This window comes from Streptomyces malaysiensis subsp. samsunensis (genome assembly GCF_024519315.1).
GTDB lineage: Bacteria > Actinomycetota > Actinomycetes > Streptomycetales > Streptomycetaceae > Streptomyces > Streptomyces malaysiensis.
Genome location: NZ_JANIIC010000016.1, coordinates 34,653 through 47,624, shown reverse-complemented (window position 1 = coordinate 47,624; position 12,972 = coordinate 34,653). Strand labels below are relative to the sequence as shown.

At 69.9% G+C, this 12,972-nt stretch carries 10 protein-coding genes and 1 pseudogene; 6 read left to right on the top strand and 5 right to left on the bottom strand.

What is annotated here, in order from left to right; genetic code table 11:
• Positions 1-125: 125 nt before the first annotated feature.
• From NQU54_RS15905 to NQU54_RS15895, 3 genes are all read right to left on the bottom strand, one after another.
• A complete protein-coding gene (locus NQU54_RS15905; RefSeq protein ID WP_069866243.1) occupies positions 126-701 on the bottom strand; it encodes a TerD family protein in 576 nt (191 codons plus the stop codon).
• Between the two features lie 101 nt (positions 702-802).
• The gene (locus NQU54_RS15900; RefSeq protein ID WP_079257464.1) at positions 803-1,261 is read right to left on the bottom strand and encodes a peroxiredoxin; all 459 of its coding nucleotides are present in this window, start codon (positions 1,259-1,261) and stop codon (positions 803-805) included.
• Between the two features lie 168 nt (positions 1,262-1,429).
• The gene (locus tag NQU54_RS15895) at positions 1,430-1,870 is read right to left on the bottom strand and encodes a DUF3052 domain-containing protein (RefSeq protein ID WP_069866239.1); all 441 of its coding nucleotides are present in this window, start codon (positions 1,868-1,870) and stop codon (positions 1,430-1,432) included.
• A gap of 470 nt (positions 1,871-2,340) precedes the next feature.
• Here NQU54_RS15895 and aceE point away from each other — a divergent pair, with 470 nt between their 5' ends.
• Positions 2,341-5,070, top strand: coding sequence for a pyruvate dehydrogenase (acetyl-transferring), homodimeric type (gene aceE, locus NQU54_RS15890; protein WP_257631631.1), 2,730 nt, complete (start codon positions 2,341-2,343; stop codon positions 5,068-5,070).
• Between the two features lie 459 nt (positions 5,071-5,529).
• On the opposite strand, the gene NQU54_RS15885 is transcribed toward aceE, so the two are convergent.
• Together NQU54_RS15885 and NQU54_RS15880 are read right to left on the bottom strand one after the other, a co-directional pair.
• Entirely contained in the window at positions 5,530-5,901 is a 372-nt protein-coding gene (locus NQU54_RS15885; RefSeq protein ID WP_257631630.1) for a peptidase inhibitor family I36 protein, read from the bottom strand.
• Between the two features lie 117 nt (positions 5,902-6,018).
• Complete coding sequence (locus NQU54_RS15880; RefSeq protein ID WP_079153099.1) at positions 6,019-7,620, bottom strand: MFS transporter; 1,602 nt, start codon at positions 7,618-7,620, stop codon at positions 6,019-6,021.
• 127 nt (positions 7,621-7,747) lie between these two features.
• Here NQU54_RS15880 and NQU54_RS15875 point away from each other — a divergent pair, with 127 nt between their 5' ends.
• From NQU54_RS15875 to NQU54_RS15855, 5 genes and pseudogenes are all read left to right on the top strand, one after another.
• Positions 7,748-8,431: a TetR family transcriptional regulator gene (locus NQU54_RS15875; RefSeq protein ID WP_257631629.1), complete on the top strand. Its 684-nt coding sequence runs from the start codon at positions 7,748-7,750 to the stop codon at positions 8,429-8,431.
• Positions 8,432-8,531: 100 nt separating this feature from the next.
• Positions 8,532-9,738, top strand: a pseudogene (locus NQU54_RS15870) (alpha/beta hydrolase).
• Positions 9,739-9,823: 85 nt separating this feature from the next.
• Complete coding sequence (locus tag NQU54_RS15865; protein WP_069866229.1) at positions 9,824-10,807, top strand: DUF4429 domain-containing protein; 984 nt, start codon at positions 9,824-9,826, stop codon at positions 10,805-10,807.
• Positions 10,808-12,169, top strand: coding sequence for a sensor histidine kinase (locus NQU54_RS15860; protein ID WP_257631628.1), 1,362 nt, complete (start codon positions 10,808-10,810; stop codon positions 12,167-12,169).
• A complete protein-coding gene (locus tag NQU54_RS15855) occupies positions 12,166-12,843 on the top strand; it encodes a response regulator (protein WP_069866225.1) in 678 nt (225 codons plus the stop codon). The genes NQU54_RS15860 and NQU54_RS15855 overlap by 4 nt, the downstream gene beginning before the upstream one ends.
• Positions 12,844-12,972 lie beyond the last annotated feature (129 nt).

Sequence of the window (12,972 nt, the reverse complement as noted above, 5' to 3'; positions counted from 1 at the left end):
TACGGGCCGGACGCGGCCTCGCGGGGCCCGATACGGCCTCGTACGGGCCCTTGACCGGCCTCCGCCGGTTTTCGACAGCCTGCGGCGGCTTTCGACGGCCTGCGGCGGTCGCGGGACCTACCCGCTCAGACGTTGACGCCGAAGTCCTGCGCGATACCGCGCAGCCCCGAGGCGTACCCCTGGCCGATGGCGCGGAACTTCCACTCCGCGCCGTTGCGGTACAGCTCGCCGAAGACCATGGCGGTCTCGGTCGAGGCGTCCTCGGAGAGGTCATAGCGGGCCAGCTCATTGCCGTCGGCCTGGTTCACCACGCGGATGAAGGCGTTGCGCACCTGGCCGAAGCTCTGCTGGCGGGTCTCGGCGTCGTAGATCGACACCGGGAAGACGATCTTGGCGACATCGGCGGGGACACCCGCCAGGTTCACCTTGATCTGCTCGTCATCGCCCTCGCCCTCACCGGTGAGGTTGTCACCGGTGTGCTCGACGGAGCCGTCGGGGCTCTTGAGGTTGTTGAAGAAGACGAAGTTCTGGTCGTTGGCGACCTTGCCCTCGGTGTTGGTCAGCAGGGCGCTGGCATCGAGGTCGAAGTCCGTGCCCGTGGTGGTACGGGCGTCCCAGCCCAGACCTACGACGACCGCGGTCAGGTTCGGGGCTTCCTTGGTCAGCGAGACGTTGCCGCCCTTGCTGAGGCTGACTCCCACGAGTCCTCCCAAAAAAGGTTCGTCAGGAGCACTGCGTGCCCCTTCATCAAAGGTTTCCCATCAGGATCAACGCGTCGATCCTAGTGAGCGGTTCCCGGGCGCTACAGGGTTTCGAGGGCCTTGACGTAGTCGTTCAGGTCCCGGGCGTCGGGCAGGCCGTTGACGACCGTCCAGCGCACCACGCCCTCCTTGTCGATCACGAAGGTGCCGCGCACCGCGCAGCCCTTGTCCTCGTCGAAGACGCCGTAGGCGCGGCTGGTCTCGCCGTGCGGCCAGAAGTCCGACAGCAGGGGGTAGTCGAGACCCTCCTGCTCGGCGAAGACGCGCAGGCTGAAGGGCGAGTCATTGGAGACCGCCAGCAGCTGGACCTCGTCGTTGACGAACTTCGGCAGCTCATCGCGGAGCGCGCACAGCTCGCCGGTGCACACGCCGGTGAAGGCGAACGGGTAGAAGAGCAGCACGACGCTCTTCTCGCCCCGGAAGTCGGAGAGCCTGACCGACTCGCCGTGCTGGTTCTTCAGCTGAAAGTCGGGGGCCTTCGCGCCGACCTCTATCGCCATGGGGATATCCCTTCGTTCTCGTTCGAAAGATCACGTTCGAAAGATCACGTTCGAAGGACGCTCGAATTGATCACGCTCGAATGATCATGTGGTGCGCGTCCACCCTATGTGCAGAGCCCCCCTCCGAAAGGGCACGGAGGGGGGCTCTGGGGTGTGGATTCGCCGGCTTCAGCGCTTGCCGCTGCGAGCGGCCTTGGGCGTGACCAGACGGCTGCCCGTCCAGTCCTTGCCCGCGTTGAAACTCTTGGTCTGGGACAGGCCGGCGGTAGTCGCGGCCTCGTTGATGTCGCTCGGCTCGACATAGCCGTCACGGCCGGTCTTGGGCGTCAGCAGCCAGACCGGTGCGCCGTCGTCGATCATCTGGATGGCGTCCACCAGCGCGTCCGTCAGATCGCCGTCGTCCTCCCGGAACCACAGCACAACGGCATCGGCCACATCGTCATACTCCTCGTCGACGAGCTCCTGGCCGGTGATCTCCTCGATGGCCTCGCGGAGCTCCTTGTCGACATCGTCGTCGTAGCCGATCTCCTGGACCACCTGTTCGGGCTGGAAACCCAGCCTCGCGGCAGGGTTGGTCCGCTCCTCCGCGTGGTCCGCGGTCGCGCTCACGGATTGCCTCCTGTCATCTTGCATTCACTCTTCGAGTCTGTACGTCCCGCGCGCGTACGCGGGGGCTTGGGCGTAGTCCACACGGGCCGGGCGGATCGCGCAAGTACCCGGCCAGCGATCCCGCCCAAACGTTGACGTGTCGCCGCAACTCCCATCATGGAGGAACGACACGCGACGCCGCACGGCCGACCGGATTGCCCGGAGATGTCCGGCTTACGTGTGTGACTAGCCACCTTACGCCGCCACGGGGCCGAACGGTCGTACGCAGACGACCCCGGTCGTGGGCGTAAGGTTGCGATTCGGCCGTCGCACGCCGAGAGCCGTCGGAGCGCCCGTCTCCCCCGGTGATGGTTACCACTGGGTAGAGGTGACGTATCCCGTACCCGAGGTACACGATGGAGAACGGCGCGACAGCAGCAGAGCACGAATCCATGTCCGTGCACAGCACGACCGAAAAGCGAAGGAATAGCGTGGCTTCCGGATCCGATCGCAACCCGATCATCATTGGCGGCCTTCCCAGCCAGGTCCCGGACTTCGATCCCGAAGAGACCCAGGAATGGCTCGACTCGCTCGACGCAGCCGTCGATGAGCGAGGCCGGGAACGTGCCCGCTACCTGATGCTTCGCCTGATCGAGCGCGCCCGCGAGAAGCGCGTCGCCGTGCCCGAGATGCGCAGCACGGACTACGTCAACACCATCGCCACCAAGGACGAGCCGTTCTTCCCGGGCAACGAGGAGATCGAGCGCAAGGTCCTCAACGCGACCCGCTGGAACGCGGCGGTGATGGTCTCCCGGGCGCAGCGCCCGGGTATCGGGGTCGGTGGCCACATCGCCACCTTCGCCTCGTCCGCCTCACTGTACGACGTGGGCTTCAACCACTTCTTCCGCGGCAAGGACCACGACAGCGGCGACCAGATCTTCTTCCAGGGCCATGCCTCCCCCGGTATCTACGCCCGCGCCTTTCTGCTCGACCGGCTGAGCGAGGACCATCTGGACGGATTCCGTCAGGAGAAGTCCAAGCTCGGTCACGCGCTGTCCAGCTACCCGCACCCGCGGTCGATGCCGGACTTCTGGGAGTTCCCGACGGTCTCCATGGGCCTGGGCCCGCTCGGCGCGATCTACCAGGCGCGGATGAACCGCTATATGGAGGCGCGCGGCATCGTCGACACCTCCAACTCCCATGTCTGGGCGTTCCTGGGCGATGGCGAGATGGACGAGCCGGAGTCGCTCGGCCAGCTCTCCCTGGCCGCCCGTGAGGGCCTGGACAACCTGACCTTCGTGGTCAACTGCAACCTCCAGCGGCTCGACGGCCCGGTGCGCGGCAACGGCAAGATCATCCAGGAGCTGGAGTCGCAGTTCCGCGGCGCCGGCTGGAATGTGATCAAGCTGGTCTGGGACCGCACCTGGGACCCGCTGCTGGCGCGGGACCGCGACGGCATCCTGGTCAACAAGCTGAACACCACGCCGGACGGTCAGTTCCAGACGTACGCGACCGAGACCGGCGCCTATATCCGCGAGCACTTCTTCGGTGAGGACCAGCGGCTGCGCAAGATGGTCGAGGGCATGACCGACGACCAGGTCCTGCACCTGGGCCGCGGCGGCCACGACCACAAGAAGATCTACGCGGCGTACTCGGCGGCCAAGGCCCACAAGGGCCAGCCGACGGTGATCCTCGCGCAGACCGTCAAGGGCTGGACGCTCGGCCCGAACTTCGAGGGCCGCAACGCGACCCACCAGATGAAGAAGCTGACGGTCGACGACCTCAAGCGCTTCCGCGACCGGCTGCACCTGCCGATCCCGGACAAGGAGCTGGAGTCCGGCCTGCCGCCGTACTACCACCCGGGCCGGGACTCCGAGGAGATCCAGTACATGCACGACCGCCGCAAGGCGCTGGGCGGCTACGCGCCGACCCGTGTCGTGCGGGCCAAGCCGCTCCAGCTGCCGGGCGACAAGACCTACGCCACGCTGAAGAAGGGCACCGGACAGCAGCAGATCGCCACCACCATGGCGTTCGTACGGCTGCTCAAGGACCTGATGCGGGACAAGGAGATCGGCAAGCGGTTCGTGCCGATCGCGCCCGACGAGTACCGCACCTTCGGTATGGACTCGCTCTTCCCCTCTGCGAAGATCTACTCCCCGCTGGGCCAGACATACGAGTCGGTCGACCGTGAGCTGCTGCTGGCCTACAAGGAGTCGGCGACCGGTCAGATGCTGCACGACGGCATCTCCGAGGCGGGCTGTACGGCCTCGCTGATCGCGGCGGGCTCCGCGTACGCCACGCACGGCGAGCCGCTGATCCCGGTCTACGTCTTCTACTCGATGTTCGGCTTCCAGCGCACCGGCGACCAGTTCTGGCAGATGGCCGACCAGCTGGCGCGCGGTTTCGTTCTGGGCGCGACCGCCGGCCGTACGACCCTGACCGGTGAGGGCCTCCAGCACGCGGACGGCCACTCCCAGCTGCTGGCCTCGACCAACCCGGCGGTCGTCGCGTACGACCCGGCGTTCGGCTTCGAGATCGCGCATATCGTCCAGGACGGTCTGCGCCGGATGTACGGCGAGAACAGCGAGGATGTCTTCTACTACCTCACCGTCTACAACGAGCCGATCCAGCACCCGGCCGAGCCCGAGAACGTGGACCGCGAGGGCATCCTCAAGGGCCTCTACCGCTACCGGCAGGGCGAGAAGGGCGCCATCCCGGCGCACATCCTCGCCTCCGGTGTCGCGGTGCCGTGGGCCGTGGAGGCCCAGCGCGTCCTGGCCGAGGACTGGAACGTCAAGGCGGACGTCTGGTCGGCCACGTCCTGGAACGAGCTGCGCCGGGACGCCGTCGAGACCGAGGAACACAACCTGCTCCACCCGGAGGAGGAGCAGCGCGTTCCGTATGTCACCCGGAAGCTGGCGGACGCGGAGGGCCCGAAGGTGGCCGTCTCCGACTGGATGCGGGCGGTTCCCGACCAGATCGCGCGCTGGGTGCCCGGCACGTACCAGTCCCTGGGCGCGGACGGCTTCGGCTTCGCCGACACCCGCGGCGCGGCGCGGCGCTTCTTCCACATCGACGCCGAGTCGATCGTGCTCGGTGTGCTGACGGAGCTGGCGCGTGACGGCAAGATCGACCGCTCGGTCCTGAAGCAGGCGATCGACCGCTACCAGCTGCTGGACGTCGCCGCGGCCGACCCGGGCCCGGCGGGCGGCGACGCGTAGCCGTCTACGACGGCAGTGACCCGTGACGCGGGGGCGAGCTGGATTCCCAGCCCGCCCCCGCGTCGTCGTACGCCCTGCCCTGGCCAGCACAACCAAGCACGGGGGCTTAGCCCCCGCACCCCGGGTTGGGGTACGGGGGACCCACCCCCGCACCCCCACCCGGCCCGAGGCCATGGGACCCGCCGCGGCGCGGGCCGGGGTCCAGGCGGCTGGGTTTGGGTTCGCCCGGCGCTTCTCGGCGCGGTCATGGACGCGGTGCCGGGCGGCGGGGTCGCATCGGGTCATGGGCGTCCGGCGGGCGCGGACCGGTCGGATGAGCGTCGGGGTCCAGGGGCGGAGCCCATGGTTCGGGAAGGGGCGGGGTGGGGAACGATCAGCCCCCGATGACCGACCGCCCGGGGGCCGGGCAGAGCCCCGCACCCCGGGCGGCGGCGGGATCCGGTGCAGGCCCCGGCCGGGTCAGCCTTCCCAGATCTTGAAAGCCCGTACCTGGTACGGGGTTTCGGGGGACCAGGAGCCCGTGGGATAGGTGTGGAACTCCGCCGTCTCGGCGCATTCGCGGCTCTGATACGCCGTCACCGGACGGCCCGTGCGGTTCGCCAGGGAGGCCGCGGTGGTGCCGGCCGGCAGCGGCACACAGCTTTCGATGTCGACATCGGCCAGTTCATGGGCCTGGCGCGCCCCCGTGAAGCCGTCGCCGCGCCACAGGCACAGCTGACCGGCGGCGCAGTTGCCCAGCCGCGGTGGCGCCGCGGACCGGGCCGCCGCGGCCGGGGCGAGGGTGGCGGTGAGGGCCAGTGCCGAGACGGCGGCCGTAATGATCTTGCGCATGGTGCTTTCGCTCCCCGTGTGGAAAGAACAGAACGGGAGCCAGCGTGTCCGCCGGCTCCCGTTCCCCACCATGGGGTCGATCAAGGTCCACCCTGATAGGGGGTTGACCGCGAGGGGTCAGATATGAACGGCCCCTCCGGCCGCGTCCGCGTTCTCGCCGCGCTTGGTGAAGGCCGCGACCAGGGCCGCGACCACCGAGACGACAGCGGCCACGGTGAAGGCGAGGCCCATCCCTGACACGAAGGTGTCATGCGCGACGGCCGTGATCTTGCCCGCGATCTCCGGCGGAGTGCCCTTGGCGACCGGGGCGATGCCGACCTCGACGGCGTCCGACGCCTTGGACTCCGCGCCCTCGGGCATCGGCGGCAGCCCGGCGTCGGCCCACTTGTCCGACAGCGTACTGTCCACCCGGCCCGCCATGACCGCTCCCAGGACGGCCGTGCCGAGGCTGCCGCCGACCTGCATCGCGGCCTGCTGGAGGCCGCCGGCGACACCGGCGTGCTGAATCGGGGCGTTGCCGACGATGACCTCGGTGGCGCCGACCATCACCGGGCCGAGGCCCAGGCCCAGCAGGGCGAACCACACGGCCATCTCCAGGCCGCCGCTGTCCACGTCCAGCCGGGACATGCCGAACATCGCCACGGCGGTGATCACCATGGCGATCACCAGCGGCGTCCGCGGCCCGAACTTGGTGATCACCGCACCGGCCAGCGGCGAGGCGACGATCATCATCGCGGTGAGCGGCAGCAGCCGCAGTCCGCTGTCGACGGGGCTCATCCCGTGCACGTTCTGGAGATAGAAGGTGACGAAGAACAGCCCGCCCATGAAGCCGAAGGCCATCAGCACCATCAGCACGGTGCCCGCGCTCAGCGGCACCGAGCGGAACATGCTGAGCGGCAGCAGCGGCTCCGGCGTCCGGCTCTCCCAGAAGACGAAGAGGCCGAAGCAGACCACCGCCAGCCCCAGGAAGAGCAGTGTGCGCTGGTCGGTCCAGTGCCAGTCGGCGGCGTTGATGAGCGCCCAGATGAGGCAGAACATCGCGCCGGACAGCAGCACGATGCCGGGGATGTCGAAGGACCGCGGGGCCTTCTCGGCGCGGTGGTCCACCAGGAGCAGCAGTCCGAGGACCACGGCCAGCACGCCGACGGGCGCGTTGATGAAGAAGACCGACTGCCAGTTGACATGCTCGACGAGCAGTCCGCCGACGATGGGCCCGGCGGCGGTGGAGGCGCCGATCACCGCGCCCCAGATGCCGATGGCCATGTTGAGCTTCTCGGCGGGGAAGGTGGCGCGCAGCAGCCCGAGCGCCGCGGGCATCAGCAGCGCGCCGCACAGCCCCTGGAGCACCCGGAAGGCCACGACGAGCGAGACCTCGCCGGAGAAGCCGATGGCCGCGGAGGAGATGGCGAAGCCGACGACGCCGATCAGGAAGGTCTGGCGGTGGCCGAAGCGGTCGCCCAGCTTGCCGGCGGTGATCAGCGCGACGGCGAGGGCCAGCAGATAGCCGTTGGTGATCCACTGCACATCGGCCAGCGAGGCGCCGAGGTCCTTCTGGATGGCCGGGTTGGCGATGGCGACGATCGTGCCGTCGAGGGCGACCATCGTCACGCCGAGGGCGACGGTGAGAAGCGTCAGCCATGGATGACCCCGAAGCCCCTTCGGGCGTTCGGTTATGGGAGGTTCCGGCGCCGAATCGGCGACGGCGGTCGAAGAGGTCATGACCGGAGGCTAATGTCAGCATCTGACAATTGACAAACTGATTCATCCGCCGGTAACTGACGTTTTAGTCACAGGTATCCTGAGCAGCCGCGACGCGGCCCGAAACCGGTAGAAAGCGAGCCGATAGGTGACGACGGACGAGGCAGTGGCGGACACGGGGACACCGCCACCGGCCGGGTTGCGCGAGCGCAAGAAGCGGCGGACGCGGAACGCCCTGGTGCGTGCGGCACTGGAGTTGTTCACCCGTCAGGGATACGAGCGGACCACGGTCGACGAGATCACCGAGGCGGTCGAGGTCTCCCAGCGCACCTTCTTCCGGTACTTCACCAGCAAGGAGGACGTCGCCTTCGCCAGCCAGGAGGCGGCCGAGTGCCACTTCTTCGCCGCCCTGTGCGGCCGCCCCGCGGACGAGGCGCCGCTGGCCGCGCTGCGCGGTGCGGCGCTCGACGCCTGGGGGAGCATCGGGGACTCCATCGAGCAGATGGTGCCGCCCGAGCTCCACATCCGGATGTACCGGGTGATCGAGTCGACGCCGAGTCTGCTCGCCGTGCATCTGCGCCGTATCGCCGAGATGGAGGAGCGGCTGGCGCGCGAGATCGCCCGCCGCGAGGGGCTGGACATCGACGCCGATCCGCGGCCGCGGCTGGTGGTCGCGATGTTCGGCGGGGTGATCCGGGTCGCCGGGAAGCTGTGGGGCGAGAGGGACGAGGGAGACGAGGAAGAGGGGGACAGCGTGGTCACATTGCGAGACCTCACCGCGTTCCATCTTGATTACGTGGGCCCCAGTCTCGCCAAACAATGGGATAAATAGCATCAATTCCGACATAGCTCCCAGGAATTCCCACCCTCAAACGTGAGATGAATCACGGCATTTGGCGCCCGGCACCACGCTTCTCCTAGGGTGTCCCGCGGTGACTTCCTTCTCGGAGCTCGGCTCCCCCTCTCCTGGTTCCACCGCCTGGCGCGCCCTGCTCGCGCTGGCGGTGGTCTTCATCCTCCTCGCCACCACCGGCTGGACGGCCGTGAAGAGCCATCGAGGAGCTCCGGACGCGCTCTCCGCGTCGATCAGCGCCTGGCGCCACGGATCGCTCGGCGGCCGCGCGCTGCCCGATCCGTACGGCTCGCCGCGCACCCTCGGCCGCTGGTTGGACTCGCTCACCACGGCCCAGACGGACCGTCTGGTGCGGCGCTATCCGCTGGCCGTGGGCAATCTCAACGGCGCGCCGGTGGACCTGCGCTACCGCGCCAACCGCGTCGCCCTGACCCGGGCGCGCGCCGATGAGCGCAAGCGGATGCACGACACCCGGCTCACCCCGCTGGGCCGCTCCGACGCGGCCCGCCGGATGCACCGCTATGAGGACCTGCTGATCGCCGGGCGGCAGATCCTCTCCTTCGACCCCTCGGGCGCCGGACGGGCCGCCGAGGTCTTCGGCGACCTCGCCCACGCCAACCGGGTCTCGATCGTGGTGCCGGGCGTGGACACCGACATACTGACGTTCCAGAAGACCGGGCGCCCGTACACCGCGACGGTCGGGATGGCCCGAGCGCTCTACGAGAACCAGCGGGCCGACGCCCCGGACGCCAAGACCGCCGTCATCGCCTGGGCCGACTACACCTCCCCGGCCGGGATCGGCATGGACGCGGCCACCGGCAAGCTGGCCGCCCAGGGCGCGGTGCGGCTGCGCGCGCTGGTCGACGCGCTGCCCTCGCTCTCCCGGGTCTCGCTGATGTGCCACAGCTACGGCTCGGTGGTGTGCGGGGTCGCCGCCCGCGATCTGCCGCCCAAGGTCACCGATATCGCGGTGGCCGGCAGCCCCGGGATGCGCGCCGACCGCGTCTCCGATCTGGGGACCGGCGCCCGGGTGTGGGCTGATGCGCGACTCCGGCGACTGGATCCAGGACATTCCGCATCTGGAGTTCGGCGGGCTCGGCCATGGCGCGGACCCGGTCGCCTCCGGGTTCGGCGCCCGGGTGCTGTCCGCGGACGGGGCGGATGGACACGCCGGATACTTCGAACCGGGCACGACCAGCCTGGACAACTTCGCGCGGGTGGGAATCGGTGCCGTCCAGTCCGTGAGCTGCGGCAACGGCGACGACTGCACCGCGGGGCTACGCTGAGGCCGGGCGCAAACACCGGAAACTCTAGTGACGCGCGTAGCCTCAAAGGGGGACGGGCGGGCCGCCGCCGCATACGATGAGCCGCATGGGTGATGTGCTGGCCGGTTTTCAGACCGTCTGGGAGTTCGACACCGACTCCATGCTCATCCGCTTCGAACGGGGGATTCGTACGCCGAAGCTGCTCCAGGCGCTCGGCGAACGCCGCATCCCCTTCGAGGCGCTGTCCGGGGTGGAGCTCGCCGTCGGCAAACGGGGCACGGTGGTGCTGCGCGCCGTGCCCAGACCAGGCGCCGACCCACTGATGGACGCCGCCGACGGCCAGCTCAAGGACGCGTACGACCCGTACCGCCTGGTGCTGCCGGCCGAGCGGGAGACGCTCGCCGACTACTACGCCGAGCGGATACGCGAGTCCCTCGGCCCCGAGGCGGACCTCCCCGCCGAGGCACATCTGGTGACCGTGCCGACGCCGCCGCTGTCCTTCAAGGCGTACGACGGCAAGGCGTCCTTCGACGGCAAGGCGATCTCCTTCCGCTGGTTCTGGACCGGCGCCTCCTCGGAGAAGTGGAAGGTCGGGGACCAGCGCTTCCGGATCGACGAGCTCACGGGTGTGGAGTGGCGCTCCCCGGAGAGCCGGGGCTCGGCGGGCACCGCCCCCAGGGAGGGCGCCGCCAAAGGCGGTGCCGCCAAGGACGGCACGGCCAGGAACGGCATCGGCAGGGGCTCCCCCAAAGGCGGTGGCCACGGCCATCTGCGGCTGCTGCTGCGCGCCACCGAGAACCAGCCCCCCGGCCGCCCCGACCAGGACCCCGCCGCCGTCGTCTTCGGGATGGGCTACGGCCTCGTCCACCAGTCGCTGCCGTTCGCCGCGGCCGTCCTGGAGGCCGTACGGGCCTCCTCCCCCGTGCCGTGTGCCGAGGGCGCCCCGGCCCCGAACCGGGCCGCCGCCCCGCGCCGCGACCCCGCCGACATCGCCGAGCGCATCCGTCATCTGGGCGAGCTGCACACGGCCGGACTGCTGACCGACGACGAGTTCAGCGCGAAGAAGGCCGAGCTGCTGGCGGAGCTGTAGGTGTCCGGCCCCTCCTCCGCGGCCACCGGCCCGGCGCCGGCCGCCGCCTCCTCCACCGCGCACGAGAGCCTGCCCAAGGCCGCCCGGCGGCAGGCGGGCGCCCTCGCCCGCGCCCTGGTGACCCCCAGTTATCCGGCGACCCCGCTGTTCGCCCAGTCGCCCAGGCGCCGGCTGCGCCGGGTGCCGTACGGCGTGGCGATGGTCCTCACCGCGATCCTGGTCCCCAGCACCGCCCAAGTCCTCTCCCATGACTACGGGGTGGGCGGCGGCGTCGCCACACTGCTCGGCATCGCCCAGACCACCCCGCTGCTGCTGTCCGTCACCCGCCCCCTCCAGGCGTGGTGGATCGTCTTCCTCTCCGATCTCGTCTGCGCCTTCGTGGTGCTCGGCACCGCGGACCACCTCCAGAACCGGGTGTGGCCCTGGCTGCCGGGCGGCATCATCGGCTATCTCTTCCTGCTGCTCGCCCTCGCGCTGCGCGAACCGCGCCGCACCCTGGTGGCGGTGTGGCTGGTCACCGGCGCCGCGGGACTGGCCCTCGGCATGGCCTTCCCGGACAAGAGCAACGGCAGCAATGTGATCCTGTTCGTGCTCAGCGGGGTGGTGCTGCTCGTCGCCGGGGCGCTGCGCGAGCGCGGCGACGCCCAGCGGCGGCTGGCCGAGCAGGAGACGATCAGCGAGGCCGAACGGGCCCGTCGCACCCTGCTGGAGGAGCGCGCCCGGATCGCCCGTGAGCTGCATGACGTGGTCGCCCACCATATGTCCGTGATCACCGTGCAGGCCGACAGCGCCCCGTACCGGATCGGCGGGCTGCCGTCCGACGCGGAGCGGGAGTTCTCCACCATCGCCGCCACCGCCCGGGAGTCCCTCGCCGAAATGCGGCGGCTGCTGGGCGTGTTGCGCAGCGAGGAGACCCGTGGCGAACGGGCGCCGCAGCCAGGTCTCGGGCAGGTGCCACAGCTGGTCGAGGCGACGGTACGGGCCGGGATACCGACCACGCTGACCGTCGCGGACGATGTGGCCGGGCTCGAACCGCTACCGCAGGCCGTGGGGCTGTCCGCGTACCGCATCGTGCAGGAGGCGCTGGCCAATGTGGTGCGCCACGCGCCGGGCGCCGCGACCCGGGTGGCCATCTCGGCCGAGGACCGCTCGGCGCTGACCCTGCTGGTGGTCAACGGCCCGCCCGACAGCGCGCCCACCAAGCCCCTGGAGACCAGCGGCACCGGCCATGGCCTCATCGGCATGGTCGAACGCGTACGGCTGGTCGGCGGCGTGCTCGACACCGGCCCGCTCCCCGACGGCGGCTTCCGCGTCGCGGCCCGCCTGCCCCTGGTAGACCTCGAAGAGACGGACCCGTCATGACCATCAAGGTGATCATCGTCGACGACCAGGCGATGGTGCGGGCGGGGTTCGCCGCCCTGCTCGCCGCGCAGAGCGATATCGACGTCGTCGGCGAGGCGCCGGACGGGCGGGAGGGCGTGGCAGTCAGCCGCCGCACCCACCCCGATGTGGTGCTGATGGACGTCCGGATGCCCGAGATGGACGGGCTCGAGGCGGCCCGGAAGCTGCTGGACCCGCCACGCGGAGTCACCCACCGGCCCAAGGTCCTGATGCTCACCACCTTCGATGTGGACGACTACGTCTACGAGGCGCTGCGCGCCGGGGCCAGCGGCTTTCTGCTCAAGGACGCCCCACCGGCGGATCTGATCTCCGCGGTCCGGGTGGTGGCGGCGGGCGAGGCGCTGCTCGCCCCGTCCGTCACCCGCCGGCTGATCGCCGACTTCGCCCGCCAGCGCCCCGCCCCGCGCCGCGCCGGCCCCGCCCTGCGGCTGGGCGGGCTGACACCACGGGAGACCGAGGTGCTGGAGCTGATCGCGCGGGGCCTGTCCAACCAGGAGATCGCCGAATCGCTGGTACTCGCGGAGCAGACGGTGAAGACCCATATCGGCCGGGTGCTGGCCAAGCTGGGGCTCCGCGACCGCGCCCAGGCGGTGATCTTCGCCTATGAGTCCGGCCTGGTGACCCCGGGTCAATGACCCCGGCCCGGCCACGACCCCTACTGGGGTATGACATCCCACTTGGCACCGGGGGGTGACGTACCGCCACCCGACGGCTCCCTACCCTTCCCTCCGCCACCGATGGAACCACCGAGGGAAGGGGTGAGG